Genomic DNA, 18485 nt, shown 5'->3' with positions numbered 1-18485 from the left:
TTGGTTGTTATTAGTTTAATGGTTCGGTTAATCTATGGTTTTAGTATAGATTTATTTTAAGAAATAGGGCATTGCATATACAATGCCCTATTATTTTTAAAGTTCGATAATTTTCATTTTAGGCACCAATGATTTCATAACTACCCACGCAATAATATAAGCAACGGCGCAAAAAGCAAACATAATGGTATAACCTGTTTGAATGTGGCCTAATGTTTTATAGTGATCAAATAATGCACCTCCTACTTTCGAAACAATTACACCGCCAATACCACCGGCCATACCGCCGATTCCGATGATGGAACCAACAGCTTTTTTAGGAAACATATCTGAAACGGTTGTAAAAATATTTGCAGACCAGGCCTGATGTGCAGATGCACCAATACCGATTAAAATTACCGGAACCCAATAGGTATAATGCCCTAATGGCTGGGCCAATAAAATAACCAATGGAAACAAGGCAATTACAAACATGGCTTTCATACGGCCTTCGTAAACATTGTACCCTTTTTTAAGGAAATATGCCGGAAACCAGCCACCGCCAATACTTCCAATCATCGTCATGCTGTACAATACAAATAACGGCAATGAAATTGATGTACCTTCCATACCATATTGTGCTTTTAAATAAGATGGCAACCAGAAAAGGAAGAACCACCAAACACCATCAGTCATAAATTTGCCAAAGGTAAAAGCCCAGGTTTGTTTATAGCCCAGTAACTGAAACCAGGAAACCTTTTTTGCTTCATTTTCTGATTCTGTTGGCACGATAACTTTCTGGTCGGTATCACATAATATATATTCAAGCTCTGCTTTATGTAAACGTTTTTGTTCTTCAGGTTTATCGTAAAAAATAAACCAAAAAATCAGCCATAAAAAGCCCGCAGCACCAATAATTAGGAAGGCGGTTTCCCAGCCCCATGCTTCGGCAATATAAGGTACCGTTGCAGGTGCCAGAATTGCACCGACGTTTGCCCCTGAATTAAAAATACCGGTTGCTAATGATCTTTCTTTCTTAGGGAAATACTCTGCTGTAGCTTTAATGGCTGCAGGAAAATTTCCTGATTCTCCAAAACCTAAAACGGCTCTTGAAACAATGAAACCCAATACTGAAATTGAAATTCCTGATATTCCTACTAAGGCTAATAAAGAAGAAATTGCACCACCCACCGGAATGGCTTTTGCATGTAAAATTGCGCCTAAAGACCATACAATAATGGCAACGGCATAACCCCATTTCGTACCCAGTTTATCTATAATCCTTCCGGCAAACAGCATGGATATGGCATATACAAATTGAAATGCCGCAGTAATGTTAGCGTAATCGCTATTGGTCCAGTTAAATTCGGTTTCAAGCTTACCCGAAAGTAAACTCAATACCTGTCTGTCTAAATAATTTACGGTTGTGGCAAAAAACAAAAGGGCACAAATGGTCCATCTGTATTTACCAATCTTTTCCTGGTTCATTTGGTTAGTTTGGTGTTTAGGTTTTATTTACTCTGCTGAATTAATTCCAGCGCCAGTTTTGTGTTGTCAAACAATTCCTCATAAAGGCCTTTGCTCATAACCTCTTTACTGATTAATTTACTGCCCATGCCCACGGCACAAACGCCTGATTTAAACCAGGATTTTAAATTCGATGCGTCAATTTCTACTCCGCCCGTCGGCATAAACAATTGTCCGGCAAATAAATCTTTAATGGACGATACGAAATCCGGTCCTAAAATATTTGCAGGAAAAATTTTAATCAGCATGGCTTTATGCTCCTGTGCAACACTAATTTCGGTAGGCGTCATACAACCCGGAATCCAGAGCATATTTAATTTGTTTGCAATTTCTGCAACTGCAGGATTTACAATTGGCGCAACAATAAAATCAGTGCCTGCTTCGATAAAAGCATGGGCATCGGCTGGTGTTTTAATGGTTCCTATTCCAAGATAAAGATCAGGCATTTCGGCATCCCTGATTTCTTTTAATTTTTTAAAATTGGGCAATGCAGATTTACCGCGGTTGGTATATTCAAAAACACGAACGCCTGCTTTATACAAAGTGCGTAATATTTCTACACTTCCTTCTTCACTATCCTGGTAAAAAAGAGGAAGCATGCCTTGTTCTAAAATGGCATCTAAAATTTTATGCTTGTTACTTATCATCACGTATAATTCTTTTTTCTATATCGGTAACGGTACTGGTTGTGGCATCGCTTGGTATGTATAATTTATCGTAGGCTGCGGCAGTTGCAAAATCAATTACCTGCTGCACGGGCAACTGGTTATAGAAACCATAAATTAAACCGGCCATATAACAATCGCCGCTGCCAACCTTGTCCAGAATTTCATCAGAAATGTACGTTGCTGAACGTGTTAATTCGTTGTTGGTATAAATGGCCGTTGAATATTTTATGCCTTTACCATGATCGAAACGGAAAGTATTGGCTACCGCTTTACATGCCGGAAACAAACTTATAATTTCTTTTGAAGTATTGGTTGCCTGTTGCAGTAACGTTTCCTTTGCATAACCGCCATCGGCTGTTAAATCATCATGCAAAGCAATTCCAAGCATTTTATTTGCTGCCCAAACATTGCCCATAATCAATGTACAATACTGAGCCAGTTGAGGTAAAATATCAATCGGTTCTTTACCATATTTCCAAAGTTTTGCCCGGTAATTTAAATCTAAAGAAATGGTTATTCCTTTTGCGGCGGCAACTTTTACGGCTTCTAAACACACATCGGCCACGGATTGGCTTATGGCCGGACAAATTGCACTAAAATGAAACCAGCTTACGCCTTCAAAAACTTCATTCCAGTTGATTTGATTGATCTGCAAACTGGCGTAAGAAGAATTTGCACGGTCGTAAATAACACCCGCATTTTTAAGGTCTTTTCCTTTTGGCAAATAATATAACCCCAGCCTGTCGCCAGCAAATATCATATTAGAAACATCGATGTTTTTAGCCGATAATTCATCTACAATTTCATGCGCAACAGAATGATCGGGCACGGCCGATAAGTAAGCAGAAGGCACATCCCAAAGTGCAAGTGCGGTTGCTACATTAAGCTCTGCGCCACCCACATAGAAGGGCAGTTTATTTTCTTTAAGCCATTGTCCATCCATATCCGGACAGATGCGTAAAAGTAATTCTCCGAAGCTTAAAACTTTTTCTCTTTTTTTTGAAAGGAGTGATATTTGGTTAGTCATTTTTATCTCTAAACGGCGTATTTCGACCCATTCTCATCAGTGGGTTGAAAATTAAAGGAAAACGATTGAAATGATTTCTTTCGAACCATTTTCCTTCAAAAAGCACTTTTTTATTAAAATTTGAAGTAATTTTTTGCGTTAAAATACGAAATATCCTGCACAATTTTGCCAATCCACTCTATGTCGTTAGGCAATTCTCCAAGCTCTACATCCTCTCCAAAAAGGTTGCAAACAATCCGTCTGAAATATTCGTGGCGCGGAAAAGAAAGGAAACTGCGCGAGTCGGTAAGCATCCCTACCAAACGACTTAAAAGCCCCATATTGGATAGTGCATTTAACTGCTTAATCATTCCGTCTTTCTGATCCAGAAACCACCATGCCGAACCAAACTGCACTTTACCCGCCACAGATCCATCATTGAAATTACCAATCATGGTTGCGATTAGTTCGTTATCGGCTGGATTTAGATTGTAAATGATGGTTTTGGCCAATTTATCCTGTGTATCTAATCGGTTTAAAAACTTAGATAACATTCTTGCCTGGCTAAAATCGCCAATGGAATCCCAACCCGTATCAGGACCTAATTTACTGAGCATACGTGCATTATTATTGCGCAGTGCACCCAGGTGATATTGCTGTACCCAACCTTTTTCATGGTCCCATTCTGCAAAGTAAACCAGCATGGCTGATTTGAATTTCAGGTTTTCCTGCTCAGAAATATTTTGTTTGCGGCGAATCTTATCAAAAATGTTTGAAATTTCCGCTTCTGTATAATCTTCAGCATAAATTTGTTCTAAACCATGATCAGAAACTGAACAACCATTAGCGGCAAAATAATCATGTCTACTTTTAAGTGCATCTACATAATCCTGAAAATTATGGATGCTTTTATCTGCTACACTTTCCAGTTTATCAATATATCCGTTTAGGCCTTCAACATCATCGCTGTTCATGGCTTTATCAGGGCGAAAGGCGGGAAGCATTTTTAAATTTGTACCCTCCCTGGCCAATTGCTGGTGGAAGTTTAAACTGTCCAGTGGATCATCGGTAGTACAAACCGCTTCAACATTCATTTTTGCCAGTAAACCCCGCACCGAATATTCAGGCGTTTGGAGTTTAGCAGAGCAGTCATCGTATATTTTTTGTGCCGTTTTACCCGAAAGCAAATCGTTTACACCAAAATAGCGCTGTAACTCCAAATGTGTCCAATGGTATAAAGGATTACGTAAAGTATAAGGAACAGTTTCTGCCCATTTTTCAAATTTTTCATAATCAGAACCTGCTCCTGTAATGTATTTTTCATCTACACCATTTGCACGCATGGCTCTCCATTTATAGTGATCGCCATAAAGCCAAACCTGACTAATATTTGCAAATTGAACATTATTGGCAATCTGTTCAGGAATTAAGTGATTATGATAATCGATAATGGGTAATGACTTTGCAAAGTTGTGGTAAAGCGTTTGCGCTGTTTTACTTTGCAAAAGAAAATTTTCGTCTAAAAAAGATTTCATTTGAAGTGGATGTTATGTAGAATGCACACACAAAGTTTAATATTTATGTGTGCCTAAGTATCAATTTGGTTAATTTACAATCGGGTTAGGGCGAATTAAACCTAAAGGCTTACTCCGCGCTTCCAAGGTATAAAATCATCTTGATTTAACAAAACGGCTTTTGGAATTACCACGCCGCTGGCGGCTTTAATGCAATATTCCAGTATGTCTTCGCCCATTTGTTCAATCGTTTTCTCGCCTTCTATCACAGGTCCGGTATTAATGTCGATGATATCGCCCATACGCTTGGTTAAAGCATTATTGGTTGCCACTTTAATCGTCGGACAAACCGGATTTCCGGTTGGCGTACCCAAACCTGTGGTAAATAAAATCAAAGTTGCGCCCGATGCCGCTTTGCCTGTGGTAGCTTCCACATCATTACCAGGGGTACAAACTAAATTTAAACCCGGTTTTATTGCCGCTTCTGTATAATCCAAAACATCTACAACAGGAGAAGTTCCTCCTTTTTTTGCAGCGCCTGTACTTTTAATCGCGTCAGTAATTAAGCCATCTTTTATGTTCCCCGGTGAAGGATTCATGTGAAAACCCGAACCTGCATTTTCGGCAGCAAAACTATAGGCTTTCATCAGCCGGATAAATTTTTTAGCTGCATTTTCGTCTTTAGTACGGTCTATTAACTGTTGCTCTGCCCCACAAAGTTCAGGAAATTCAGCCAAAAGTACGGTTCCACCTAAAGCAACCAAAAGGTCGGAAGTGTAGCCCACAGCAGGATTGGCACTAATGCCGCTAAAACCATCGCTGCCACCACACTTCACCCCTAAAACCAGTTTGCTTAATGGTGCAGGCTGGCGTTCTATTTTATTAACTTCGGTAAGCCCGATAAAAGTTTTCCTGATGGCTTCTTTAACCAGTTGCTCCTCACTTTGTGATTGTTGTTGCTCGAAAATGAATAAAGGTTTATCAAAATTTGGATTGCGTTGTTTCAAATCGTCCATCAAATCCTGAACCTGCAAATTCTGACAGCCTAAACTTAAAACGGTAACACCAGCTACATTGGGATGATCGGCATAAGCAGCCAAAAGCTTACTTAAAACCGCTGCATCCTGACGGGTACCTCCGCATCCACCCTGGTGATTCAAAAATTTAATCCCATCTACATTTTTAAAAACCCGGCTTGCTACCGGATTGGCTTGTGCAATTAAACCCGGGTCAGCCTCGGCTAAGCTTTCGCCATTTTTCCAGGCATCCACTAAATGATGGGTGTAAGATTTATATTTATCGGTTACGGCATAACCCAGTTCATTGTGTAAAGCTTCGCGAATTACATCCAGGTTGCGGTTTTCACAAAAAACTGTTGGAATAAACAACCAGTAATTTGCCGTACCAACGCGACCATCGGTTCTGATGTAACCGTTAAAAGTACGGTCTTTAAATTTAGATACATCAGGCGCATGCCACTCGTAATGGTAAGGTCTGAACTCAAATGGATCTGATGCATGTTTGGTGTTTTCGGTATCCATTAAACCTCCTTTAGGGATAAAATGCTGGGCTTTTCCAACCAATACCCCATACATCATAATCGGATCGCCTGCATGCATATCCTGCATAAAAAATTTATGCTTTGCATGGATATCGTCCTGCAAAATATATTCCTGCCCTTCGTGGATAATGGTTTCGCCCTTTGCCAAATTCTGCAAAGCCACTAAAACATTATCATTAGGATGGATTTTTAAAATTCTCGTAACCATTTAAACTGTCCTTTCTACACGCAAGCTGTTCATTACAGCTTTTGTACCTTCTTCTTTTAATAAATTTACGTTCTTTTTTACGGCGTCTTTAAAACCGGGGTATCTTGTTAAATCAATCGACCACAAGCGTTCATCCGCTAATATATTTTCGACAACCGTAGCCGGATTTTTCCAGTAATTACATAAAATTTCTGCATATTCATCCTGTATCTGAAAAACTTTTCCATTTACATTTACAGCATAATGATCACCGTTTTTTGCACATTTGTTAAATAAAATATAGGCTGCAAAGCCCAAAGCCATATGTGCTGGTACTTCCGTATTGCGGGTATACAATTTTCTAATCAGCGGAATGTTACGCATCTGCATTTTCGAAGTAAAATTTAATGCAATAGCCTGCCATTGGTGTTCTAAAAATGGATTTCTAAAACGATCGCTTACGTTTGCAGCAAAATCTACGGTATCGGTATGGCTTATTTCTTCATTTATTAACGCTTCAGAAATTTCATATTGCATTAGGCCTTTAACATATGCGGAAAAATCGGCATCAGCCATCGCTTCTTTAACGGTATTAAAACCTGATAAAATTGCCAACCCACAACTTAAAGTATGGGTTCCATTTAGCAAACGTAATTTAAGTTCTTTAAATTTATTGATTGATGGAACAACAAAAATGCCTTTATCTGCCTCTGCGAAAGATAAAATTTCTTTCACTTTTTTGCTGGAAGATTCTATTGCCCAAAGCCTGAAAGGCTCGGCCATAATCATTAAATTATCCTGGTAACCCAAACCGGCTTCAATTTCTCCTTGTTCTGCAGCCGGAAGTTTACCAGGAACAATGCGATCGACCAAAGTATTACAAAAATAATTTGCAGTTTTTAACCATTGCATAAAATCCCAGTTGAGTTTATTCTGAATGGCCAGTTCTAAAAGTATTTCCTTTAATTTATTGGCATTATCACTAATCAATTCGGCCGGAACAATAACCATCCCATGTGCAGCAGATCCATTAAAAGCAACAAAACGTTCGTGTAAAAACGCAAGCAATTTACCCGGATAGGATTGAGGCGGGCAATCGGTTATTTTATCTTCACTGCTAACAATACCGATTTCTGTTGTATTGGAGATTACCACTTGCATTTCGGGAGAATGGGCTGCTTTCAAAATTTCGGCCCAATCCTGCGAAGCAGCCAATACCCGGCTGATTGAGGCATTTATTGTATTTTCTTTTACACTTACCCCGCCTTCAATACCTTTAACACAAAGGGTGTATAAATTATCTTGTTTAGCAAACTCATCTGCCCCTCCATTGGAGGTTGATTTTACAATCAGAATACGTCCGTTAAAAATGCCCTTTCTATTGGCTTTATCAATAAAATAATCAGGTAGTCCACGCAACAAAACGCCTGCACCAAACTGAATTACCTTTTCAGGCAATTCAAAAATTTCGGCCCCGGGTTTTATTACACTTGCTGAATTTATGTGGATTAAATTTTCTCTGCTGAGTATCATGTGCTGTTACATTTTCATCATGGCAAAAGCGCTGTAATGATGAGGTTATTCTTTATTATTTAAATCCGTTGGTATTTAACCATTTTGGGTACTCTTTCTCTATCAGTTTCTTAGCCCAACTGCCATACCAGGCATATCCCTTTCTGCGCTCATAACTTAATTCCATTACATCCGTTTTAATGGAGTTATCCCGGTCGCCAAAAATGGGTTTATCTTCATCCAAGCTGTAAAATCTTGCCCAAATAATTGAGGATGGATCGGCAATCAGCAAACGGTCAACACCGTTTGGCTTGGTACTGTCTTTAATATCGTCAAACCGGTATCCAACAATTTTATTTGTTTCAAACCACTTCATGGCAGCTTCAATTGCTGTTTTAATTTCTGGAGAAGGTTTTTTAATCCGCATCAGAAAACGAACAATGCCAACAGATTCGCCGGCACTTAAAGATGCGGGTTCAAAGTTTCTTGCTTTGGCAGGCAGCATCGAATCTTTATCATATTGTGCAGCCCAGATGCTTAAATTTCCTTTTTGTTTAACCTGCGTTTTTAAAATGCAGCTTACTCCTTTGGTTACGGCCTTTTCTGCTCGTGGAATATAGGCGGGATTTACACTTTCAAAATCGTTGCTTTTAGTGGCTATATCCTGAAGAATGTTCAGTACATTAATCATTGCATCATCGTTAAAAGTAATTTCCGAACGATACAAAGCCTTATCAGGATAATACTGAGGCCAGCCACCATTTGCATACTGTGCTTCAAGAATATAATCGATCCCTTTTTCTGCGGCTTTCAGATATGCTTTATTCTGGGTTTTCTGATACGCTTTAACCAAATAAACAACCTCTCTGCTGGTTGCTTTATTATCAAAAGTGGCGTGTAAATCTTTAGTCGATTTAATTAGTGTTCTTAATTCCGGAGTAAGCGGATTTTCATATCTAACCACACTTTTATCTTGCAGCTGTTTGGGCCAACCTCCGTTACCCAACTGATAAACAAGCATTTTATCGGCTATAGAATCAGTTGGCAATTGCGCATAGCAAGATCCCAACAGGCAGGAAAAGGCCAGCGATAATCCTATTTTCATTTTCATATCTTTTTATTTTTGAGTTGGCACTTGTTTAATCAGCCAGTTTACCAGATCGTTGGTTGCCTTAAAATTTTCTAAATCTTTTGGCAGCTTACGTCCGTCAATGTATTCGTTGTAAAACCATGGATCGCCAACCGCGAAAACGGTTCCTTTACCGTATTTTGCAGTCGCAACAATTACATCTCCATTATCTGTCAACGCAGAAACTGCAGGATTTTTAACTTTAATTGTCGAAATTTCCTTGATGTATACTTTGTTCGCTGTTTTAAAAATCTGGTTACCGTTAGGAATTTTTATTGCGCCTTGTTCAAAATTATTGCCCTGAACTTTATTGCGGCTATCTTCATTAAATTGAATACCAAACATTTCCGGCAGGATATTAAACTTCGTGATTTCGCAATTGCCGACATCGTTTAGCAACATCACCAAAACACCTCCGGCTTTTACCCATTCTGCAATTTGCCTCGCATCTGCTGCATTCATATAACTGGGCACAGCCGTTTCCTTTTCCGTATCCGGATCAACCAGAATATAGATGTTGCTGTTCTTTAAGTTTTTTGCAGTTGGTGCTACAGAAAGCGTTCCCGTTTTTACGCCTGCATGGTTAAAAACATTGCCGAATAAGGAAAAACCATTGTTATCATCTTCATCCCACAAGTAATGAAAAGGGATTTTCGTACCCGCAGGCCCATCCTTAAATTCGTTATTGAAATAATTGTCTACTGTTACGGTTAATCCCTTTCCTGGTTTGGGCAAAGCGGCAATTTCCATTTCGGCGGCGGCCAGTATAAATGCACCTACACCTTTCGGATCATTAGTAATTACCTTTTCGCTGATGTAATATTCGAAACTGCCATCGCGATAGGGGTTCTTTCCGCCTAAACCCGAAACAGCAACCGTTCCGTTTAAATTAATGCGCTCGTTTCCGGCGGCAGAAACAAATTCTTTCTGTAAACCTTTATAGCCTTTTTCAGTCGCTGCAAAATAAGACTGTGGTAAATTTCCCTGGCGAATGGCTTTTGCCAGACTATAAACAAACATGCTGGATGCGGAGGATTCAAGATAATTCCCCTTTTTATCCGGCATATCCATTACATCATACCAAACTCCTGTTTTAGCATCCTGATAGTTAACGATGGCATTTGCGGTTCGCTTTAAAATGGCAAGCAGCTCTGGCCGTTTAGGATGATTTGCAGGAAAATTATCCAACACATCAACCAGTGCCATAAGGTACCAGCCCATTGCCCTTCCCCAAAAGTTTGGCGAGGTTCCGGTATTTTTATTTGCCCATTTTTCTACTTTCGATTCATCCCAGCCATGGTAAAGTAATCCTGCTTTTTTATCGAGCGCATTTTGCTCCATATAAATAAACTGGTTGGCAATATCTGTAAATGCAACATCCTTTTTCATTAAGGCCGCGTATTCAGCATAAAAAGGTTCGCCCATGTATAAACCATCCAACCACATTTGATTTGGGTAAACTTTCTTGTGCCAGAAACCACCTTGCTTAGTTCTTGGCTGCTTTTCCAATTGATTATACAATTGTGTTGCAGCTGTCAGATATTTTTGCTGGCCGGTAACTTTGTACAAAAGCAGCAAAGACCGTCCGTTTTTAACATTATCAATATTGTAATCTTCCTGTTTATAGTTTTTAATGTTTCCGGCTTTATCTACATAGGCATCCATTGACGACTGTATGTATTTAAAATAATCTCCGTTACCGGTATTCCTCCACACCACAGCAGCACCTTCAAGCACAACACCCATATCGTAAGTCCATTTTGGCCCTTTAGGATTATTGGTGTAAATGCTGTCTCTAAACATGGTTTCCATTGCCGTTAATGTTAGCTGTTCAGAAAGTTTTTTCTGGGCAAATCCGCTCTGCGCGATACTTAAACCAATTGCAAAAACGATCAGGATGTATCTTTTCATAATCTTATTTTTTAATAGACAAAACAGATTTAGCTACATCATCACTTAAAACCGATACCTTTTTAGCTTTAGAAACATCCGTTCCTGAAACCTTAATGTCTTTTGATTTCTCGCCTGTAACTTGAAACAATAATTCGCTCTCATTTTTAAACTGCAAACCGTCAATGTTAATGTTGCTGCTGTTTTGTACATGCACAATAGGATTGGTATCTGCCGTTATTATATTTACATTTTTAAGGAAAATGCCGGTGCCCTCAATAATTTCAATGCCTTTTTTAGACTGGATGGTTACGTTTTCTAAATGAATATCTTTAATGTTCATTTCTGGTAATCCCCTGAAAAATATTGCCTTTTCGGCTCCGTTTGCAACAATATCTTTAATGTAGAAGTTCTTAAATTGAGGCGTAGCTTCCGTAACCGGAACTAAAACGGTTTTAATGGCTTCGCGTTTTTCGCCCGCCAGTGGAACAGGATCTACCGCAGCGTAATACATATCAAACAAAATGGCTTCTCCCGGAATATCGATCATGTTAATCCGGTCTACAAAAATGTTCTCTACCACACCACCACGGCCACGCGTAGTTTTAAAACGCAAACCAATATCGGTACCAATAAAAGAACAATCGTATACCCAGATATTTTTAGCTCCACCGCTCATTTCACTGCCAATAACAAAACCACCATGTGCATGGTAAACAATATTATTTCTGATAATTACATTTTCTGTTGCAACACCCCGTTTTCTACCGGCTTCATCACGGCCCGATTTAATGCAAATCCCATCATCTCCAACATCAAATGTGCTGCCTTCTATCAATACATTTTTGCAAGACTCCACATCAACTCCGTCTCCATTTTGGGCATACCATGGGTTTTTAACCTGAAGATTTCTCAAGGTTAAATCCTGACAAAGTAATGGGTGTAAATTCCATGCCGGCGAGTTTTGAAAAGTAACACCCTCCAAAAGAATCTTTTTACAATTGGTTAGCACCAGTAAATTAGGGCGCAAAAAATCTTTAATGTCATCGTAATCTGCTGCTGTTTTCCCCGATTCTATGGTACCCGCACCTTTTATTTTAGAACCTTTAACCACCTTCTGAGAAGGATACCAAGTTTTATTATCCTCGCTTACCACACCGCCAGATGCAAGCAGTTTTTTCCATTGCGATTCGGTTAATTTATCTTTTTTAACCATGCGCCAGGCGCCACCGTTTCCATCAATAATTCCGGTTCCGGTAATGGCTATATTTTCTAAGTTATTGCCAGATATAGGACTTTGATTGCGCCATGCAGGTGCACCTTCCCAATTGCCCTCTACTAATTTATATTGGTTAAAATCATCGGTAAACTGTAAAATGGCATCACGTTTTAAGTGCAGGTTTACATTGCTTTTTAGTTCAATTGGTCCGGTGAGCCACAAACCCGAAGGGATTAAAACCACTCCACCACCTTTTTGGCTTACGCTTGCAATGGCCTTGTTGATGTTGGTTGTGTTTAAGAAAACACCATCGCCCTTAGCACCAAAACTAATAATATTGGTGGTATCTTTTTTAAAATCTACTTGCTGTATGATTGGAAGAGCGGGTTGTTGTGCGGATACCTGAACCGCTGAAAATGAAATCAGACAAGCCAAAGCAGTTCGGATACGGCATAAATTACGTGGAAAAAAAATCATTGTTTTGCGCTGTTAAATTTATACTTGGTTTTTCTTAAAACAAGTGTACGGTGTTTGAGGGTAAATCAGAAGAGAAATCTATGCAATCGTTGCCGTGAAAAAGGGCAAAAAAGCACCTACAAATAGGCGCTATCTATTTTTAAATCAATTCGTTAGTGTAGTTATTTTAACTCAGGAATCCAGCCACGGAAAACGTTTTCTAAAGTATACAGCTTATATTCTTCCTTTGTTAACTGGTGCGACCATTTTACTCTCCTGCTCATTTCACCTCCTTTTCCTGTACTTTTATATTCAGCGTAAAAGGCCGTTTTTTCGTTCGTTTCTTTACCCCAGTTATTCCATCCTTCTGGTTTGATAAACTCAGGAAGTACACAATTTAAATAGGCAACTTTTGCGTAAGGGCGCCAGGGGCGGCCAAGATAAAAGCTATTTTCAGGGGCATTTCCAATTACTTTACATTGATTAAACACATAACCATACTTTGTAGTATCTGCTGTTGATGCAGCCGTAATATAGCCTGCTTTTTTACAAAAGATTGTACAGCTTTCGAACCAGGCAGTAGAAGCGCCAAATATAAAATCGACGGTACCTTCAATGTAGCAATCTTTATAATATTGGCGATTGTTGCCTCCGTAGGTATAGAGTGTATCCTGAAAACCCAAAAAGCGGCAGTTATTAAAAATCAATTTATCGCCGCCGGCCCACACCGCAACGGCTTGCCCAACCGGTCCTGACGAATTTTCGAAGGTGATGTTCTCCGCGGTAAAACCTTCCCCATAAATATAAAAACTGGATGAACCCGAAGTGCCTTTTTCTTCTCCAAAAGTATTTTTCTTTTGGGCATAGTCATCGTAAGTTAAAATGGTTTCATCTCTGTTTTCGCCAACCAGTTTTACATTTTGCTTGGATGCGGCCAAAATCAGTTTTTCTTTATAGATTCCTTTTTTGATCAGGATTACCGTGGTAGTTTTTCGAAAATCAGGTACCGCATGGATGGCCTCCTGAACAGTTTTAAAATTACCGCTACCATCTGCGGCTACAATAAAATCGGGTTTAACACCAGTTGCATGCGCATATAGGCAAGCGGACGTAAGGAGAAAGAATAAAAATGTTTTCATATAAAATTTGGTTAGGCTATTATTAAAACCGGCTGCGCGATTTCTAACCATGCAACGCAGCCGCATTCTAATAAAATATATGATGAACAATTTTAAAGAATAAAACCCTGCTGAACGAATAAAAGCCAACAATAAAGATTGCAAACGATGTCGGGAACGATTGCATATTATGAGGTTGGATTAAATTAAAAAATCACTTAACCTTGTTTATAACCAGGTATTCAATACCCATTTCTATTCAAATTATGGATAAAACCAATTTCCTTCCTTTACAAAATGGCCTTAAAATATGTTTAACTGTTGCATCACTGTTTTTTTACAAACCAGGGTTTTCACAACAAACAGTTAAAGTGAATGATATTTCCAACGTTTGGGTAGCAGATCAGGGCAATGGAACCTATAAAAATCCGGTAATTAATGCTGATTATTCTGATCCGGATGCAATTCGGGTTGGAGATGATTTTTATATGATTGCCTCCAGTTTTGATGCCGTTCCGGGTTTACCGATTTTACATTCCAAAGATTTAGTCAATTGGAAAATTATTGGCCATGCTTTAAAAAGACAACCTCCTTTTGAACATTTTGAAAAAACACAACATGGAAATGGCGTTTGGGCACCATCTATAAGGTATCGGAATGGTGAGTTTTATATCTATTATCCTGATCCCGATTTTGGGATTTATTTAACAAAGGCCAAAACCATTACCGGCGAATGGGGTACCCCCGAACTGGTTGCCGCAGGCAAAGGATTAATCGATCCTTGTCCGCTTTGGGATGAAGATGGAAAAACTTACCTGGCTTATGCGTATGCAGGCAGCAGGGCAGGCATAAAGAGCGTGATTGCGATGATGCCTTTAAATGCGGAAGGAACTAAGACAACCGGGTCAGGAACAATTGTTTACGATGGGCATGAAGCAGACCCAACCATTGAAGGACCAAAACTATATAAACGAAACGGGTATTACTATATTTTTGCCCCGGCTGGAGGCGTTTCTACAGGCTGGCAATTAATTTTAAGAAGTAAAAATATTTATGGCCCTTACGAACGGAAGGTTGCCATGGATCAAGGGAAATCTGCCGTAAACGGACCACATCAGGGAGCATGGGTAAATACACAAACAGGCGAGGACTGGTTCCTTCATTTCCAGGATAAAGATGCTTACGGTCGTGTGGTACACCTACAACCCATGAAATGGATAAATAATTGGCCGGTAATTGGTTTGGATAAAAATAATTCAGGAATAGGAGAACCAGTAAGCATTTACAAAAAGCCCAACGTTGGTAAAGTTTACCCCATTCAAAGCCCCGCAGAAAGTGATGAATTTAATATGCAAGCGTTAGGTTTGCAATGGCAATGGCAGGCCAACCCCAAGGCTGTTTGGGCCTTTACCGATGCAGCAAAAGGTGTATTAAAATTATATACCAGCCAGATTCCTGATGAGGCTAAAAATTTATGGGATGTACCTAATCTATTGATGCAAAAGTTTCCTGCAGATGAGTTTATGGCCAGTACAAAGCTTAATTTTAAACCCAATCCAAAGCTCGAAAATGAAAAAACCGGATTGGTGGTAATGGGTAGAAGTTACGCAAGTATTGCTGTTAAACGTAAAAAAGATGGTTTATACCTTGTTTATAGTTCCTGCATAGGTGCCGACAAAGGAAAAACGGAGAATGAAACTGAAATTACCAAACTTAAATCGGGTATCGTTTTTTTACGGCTAAAGGTAAGTTTAGGGGCAAAATGTGCATTCAGCTATAGTGAAGACGGAACAAATTTTACCAATGCCGGAACAGGATTTCAGGCAACAGCCGGACAATGGATTGGTGCTAAAATGGGTTTATTTGCAGTTCGGGACAGCCAGACAAATGATTCGGGAATTGCAGAATACGATTGGTTTAGAGTTGAAGCCCTAAAATAAAATTTATCAGCTATAAAATGAAGAAGAAAGATCAATACCTAATCCTCTTAAGCATCAGCATTCTGTTTATGTCGTTTATGCTGAAACCAAAACCAGTGAAGGTTTATTTAATTGGCGATTCGACCGTGGCCGATTATAGTCTGGAAAAAGATTATATGCAAAAAAAATATCCAATTACGGGCTGGGGACAAGTTTTTCAGCAATTTTTGAATCGCGATAGTTTAAAAAAGTTAAACAATTTAATAAAAAGTGATAGCGCTTTAGTGGTCGATAAAGCAAAAGGCGGCAGAAGCACCCGAACCTTTTTTGAGGAAGGCCGCTGGAAAGAAATTTTAGAAACACTTACTAAAAATGATTTGGTACTTATTCAGTTTGGGCATAATGATGCGGCTAAAGACAAACCCGAACGTTATGTTGATATTCCCGGATATAAAGTCTTTTTAAGAATGTATGTTAATCAAAGTCGAGAAAAAGGTGCTTTTCCAATTCTGATTACACCCGTAACCAGAAATTACCCCTGGAAAGATAATAAGCTGGGCAATGCTCATGGAAATTATCCGCGGGCGGTAAAAGATGTTGCACAGGAATTAAATGTGCCATTAATTGATTTGACCACAATTTCTGCCGACTTTTTTACTCAAAAAGGCAGAGCCTGGGTTAGCGAGAAATATTTTATGCATTTAGATTCGGGCAAATATGAAGCTTATCCAAAGGGACAAAAAGACGACACGCATTTCCAACCTGAAGGTGCCACAGAAGTTGCACGGCTGGTATATTCAGCAATGAAAAAAATTAATCAGAAAAAATAAGTTCGCCTGTCCAATTACCGGCGAACTCATTTAAAAAAATTATCCAACCATCGTTTTTGAAGTAATGGCCATTCTGTTCCAGGCATTAATGGTTACAATTGCCATTATAATTTGAGCGATTTCTTCTTCGTTAAAAAAACGGGCCACCTGCTGATAGGTTGCCTCAGAAACATGGTTGCTGATTAAAGTAACTTCTTCGGTTAAAGCCAAAACCGCCTGCTCTTCTTCTGTAAATAATGTTGTTTCTCTCCAGGCGCTTAAAAGATAAATCCGCTGCTCTGTTTCGCCATATTTACGCGCATCTGTTGTGTGCATATTGATGCAAAATGCGCAGCCATTAATTTGGGACGCGCGCATTTTAATAAGCTCTTTAAGTATGGGATTAAGGCTACTTGTACTTAAGTACTTTTCGAGCGCATACATAGCCTGATATGCTGCAGGCTGTACTTTCTGGATGTCTATTCTGCTTTCCATTGTATTTGTTTTATTTACAAGGTAAAGGTCGGCATCTGGTTGATTAAAAAACTTAATGTAGTTTAAGAAATGAACGTTCGGGTTATTTCTTAGCCCTTATTTTACTTAAAAACTCAGGGGTAAACCCTAAGTAAGAAGCCAGCATATATTGTGGCACACGCTGTACAAACGCAGGAAATAAAGCATTAAACTGTCTGTATCTTTCTTCTGCCGTTTGGCTATAGAAGTATCTTATCCGCATTTGCGAAGCTTGATGGTTTTTTTGCAGAATTAACCTGAAGTATCTCTCCAGATTAGGAAGTTTATGAAACATCTCATCGTAATGATGTTGCTCAATTGCAATTACTTCTGTAGTTTCTGCCGCCTGGATATAAAACTCAGAAGGTTTTTGAAAGAGAAAACTGCTGAGATCAGTAATCCACCAGTTTTCAATTGCAAATTGTGTGGTTTGCTCTGCACCTTTAATATCAATAAAATATAACCGCAGGCAGCCTTTTTTCACAAAATAATTTGCCTTACAAAACTGTCCTTCTTCGAGCAGAAATTGCTTCTTTTTTACAGAAATAGATTTTACAAAGGTAGAGAGCAATTCCTCTTCTTCCCCTGTAAAATCTATAAATTTCTTAATGTGGTCAAATAGCTCGCTATACATTTTTACCTGGCTGATGACACTAAATTAAGATAATTAGCCCATGTAAACCAGCTTTAATTTACAGCGAAAATGCTTTTAACATAGGATGAGCATATTCGCCCCAATCTTTCATAGCCGAGTTTAACACAGCCTTTAATCCTTTGTTATCTACAGGTTTTCCTTTAACGGGTGGCAACAGGTCTTTTTCGGGCACGGTTACTTCCGTTACTTTTGTGGCAAACCAGGTTACATTATCGTGGGGCAGGGCCAATCCTAAAATCATACCGGGTAAACCAGTAAAAGATTCAGGGCCACCAGAAACTGCAATTTGATTGCTGTAATAGGCCACAACGTAAATGGAATCCATAATAATTGCGTTTGCTCTCCTGCACTCATAACCGGCAATTTCACGGGTTTCGTCTGTAATTTTCCAGTTTATTTTCCGAACACTGTCTTTAACCAGGTAAGTTGCCTCATAAATACTTTTCTGTGTGGTACTCATATCGGTTTTAAAATCAGTACTGATTGTATTCTTTAAATCCGCAAGCGGATCACTGCTTACCCAGTTCGTGTTTACAGGTTCGTTTGTTTCGGGCCACTTATACAAACTTTTATCCCTGGTAAAAATTAACGTACTTTTTGCCGATTTAAACTGTGGATTATTTTTCTTGTATGCATCAAAAGCGGCCTGCAAGTAAGATTCATTATTCTTATTAAGTTTCTTTTTGATTAAGGCATACATATTCGAACGCTTTTCGAACTCGATTACCCCATTATGAATGAAGTGTACGTTTTGCGCAAAAAGGTTGCTGCTGATGAACATGACAGCAATTATGATTGTATATTTTAGAGTAGCTTTCATAAT

At 39.0% G+C, this 18485-nt stretch carries 15 protein-coding genes; 2 read left to right on the top strand and 13 right to left on the bottom strand.

The window, feature by feature from the left end; genetic code table 11:
• Positions 1-96: 96 nt before the first annotated feature.
• From R2Q77_RS04675 to R2Q77_RS04630, 10 genes are all read right to left on the bottom strand, one after another.
• Entirely contained in the window at positions 97-1467 is a 1371-nt protein-coding gene (locus R2Q77_RS04675; RefSeq protein ID WP_316802544.1) for an MFS transporter, read from the bottom strand.
• Positions 1468-1490: 23 nt separating this feature from the next.
• A complete protein-coding gene (locus tag R2Q77_RS04670) occupies positions 1491-2153 on the bottom strand; it encodes a bifunctional 4-hydroxy-2-oxoglutarate aldolase/2-dehydro-3-deoxy-phosphogluconate aldolase (RefSeq protein ID WP_316802543.1) in 663 nt (220 codons plus the stop codon).
• The gene (locus R2Q77_RS04665) at positions 2143-3201 is read right to left on the bottom strand and encodes a sugar kinase (RefSeq protein ID WP_316802542.1); all 1059 of its coding nucleotides are present in this window, start codon (positions 3199-3201) and stop codon (positions 2143-2145) included. The genes R2Q77_RS04670 and R2Q77_RS04665 overlap by 11 nt, the downstream gene beginning before the upstream one ends.
• A 113-nt stretch (positions 3202-3314) precedes the next feature.
• On the bottom strand, positions 3315-4715 hold the full coding sequence (gene uxaC / locus R2Q77_RS04660; protein ID WP_316802541.1) for a glucuronate isomerase: 1401 nt from the start codon (positions 4713-4715) through the stop codon (positions 3315-3317).
• 101 nt (positions 4716-4816) lie between these two features.
• A complete protein-coding gene (locus R2Q77_RS04655; protein WP_316802540.1) occupies positions 4817-6463 on the bottom strand; it encodes an altronate dehydratase family protein in 1647 nt (548 codons plus the stop codon).
• Entirely contained in the window at positions 6464-7975 is a 1512-nt protein-coding gene (locus R2Q77_RS04650) for a tagaturonate reductase (RefSeq protein ID WP_316802539.1), read from the bottom strand.
• 55 nt (positions 7976-8030) lie between these two features.
• Entirely contained in the window at positions 8031-9059 is a 1029-nt protein-coding gene (gene pelA / locus R2Q77_RS04645; RefSeq protein ID WP_316802538.1) for a pectate lyase, read from the bottom strand.
• 12 nt (positions 9060-9071) lie between these two features.
• The gene (locus R2Q77_RS04640) at positions 9072-10994 is read right to left on the bottom strand and encodes a glycoside hydrolase family 88 protein (protein ID WP_316802537.1); all 1923 of its coding nucleotides are present in this window, start codon (positions 10992-10994) and stop codon (positions 9072-9074) included.
• A 4-nt stretch (positions 10995-10998) separates the two neighbouring features.
• On the bottom strand, positions 10999-12669 hold the full coding sequence (locus R2Q77_RS04635; protein WP_316802536.1) for a glycoside hydrolase family 28 protein: 1671 nt from the start codon (positions 12667-12669) through the stop codon (positions 10999-11001).
• A 161-nt stretch (positions 12670-12830) separates the two neighbouring features.
• A complete protein-coding gene (locus tag R2Q77_RS04630; RefSeq protein ID WP_316802535.1) occupies positions 12831-13787 on the bottom strand; it encodes a pectinesterase family protein in 957 nt (318 codons plus the stop codon).
• A gap of 245 nt (positions 13788-14032) precedes the next feature.
• On the opposite strand from R2Q77_RS04630, the gene R2Q77_RS04625 reads away from it, so the two are divergent.
• Both R2Q77_RS04625 and R2Q77_RS04620 read left to right on the top strand, forming a co-directional pair.
• Complete coding sequence (locus R2Q77_RS04625; RefSeq protein WP_316802534.1) at positions 14033-15706, top strand: glycoside hydrolase 43 family protein; 1674 nt, start codon at positions 14033-14035, stop codon at positions 15704-15706.
• A gap of 17 nt (positions 15707-15723) precedes the next feature.
• On the top strand, positions 15724-16515 hold the full coding sequence (locus tag R2Q77_RS04620) for a rhamnogalacturonan acetylesterase (RefSeq protein WP_316802533.1): 792 nt from the start codon (positions 15724-15726) through the stop codon (positions 16513-16515).
• A 39-nt stretch (positions 16516-16554) separates the two neighbouring features.
• On the opposite strand, the gene R2Q77_RS04615 is transcribed toward R2Q77_RS04620, so the two are convergent.
• From R2Q77_RS04615 to R2Q77_RS04605, 3 genes are all read right to left on the bottom strand, one after another.
• Complete coding sequence (locus tag R2Q77_RS04615) at positions 16555-16989, bottom strand: carboxymuconolactone decarboxylase family protein (RefSeq protein WP_316802532.1); 435 nt, start codon at positions 16987-16989, stop codon at positions 16555-16557.
• Positions 16990-17071: 82 nt separating this feature from the next.
• Positions 17072-17641 (bottom strand): Crp/Fnr family transcriptional regulator, encoded by a 570-nt coding sequence (locus tag R2Q77_RS04610; RefSeq protein WP_316802531.1) that lies wholly within the window; start codon positions 17639-17641, stop codon positions 17072-17074.
• Positions 17642-17699: 58 nt separating this feature from the next.
• The gene (locus R2Q77_RS04605; protein WP_316802530.1) at positions 17700-18482 is read right to left on the bottom strand and encodes a GLPGLI family protein; all 783 of its coding nucleotides are present in this window, start codon (positions 18480-18482) and stop codon (positions 17700-17702) included.
• Positions 18483-18485 lie beyond the last annotated feature (3 nt).

It is taken from the genome of Pedobacter nototheniae (genome assembly GCF_032678625.1).
Classification (GTDB): domain Bacteria; phylum Bacteroidota; class Bacteroidia; order Sphingobacteriales; family Sphingobacteriaceae; genus Pedobacter; species Pedobacter nototheniae_A.
Note: the sequence above shows the minus strand (reverse complement) of the source record. Positions and strands in the feature narration are given on the sequence as shown.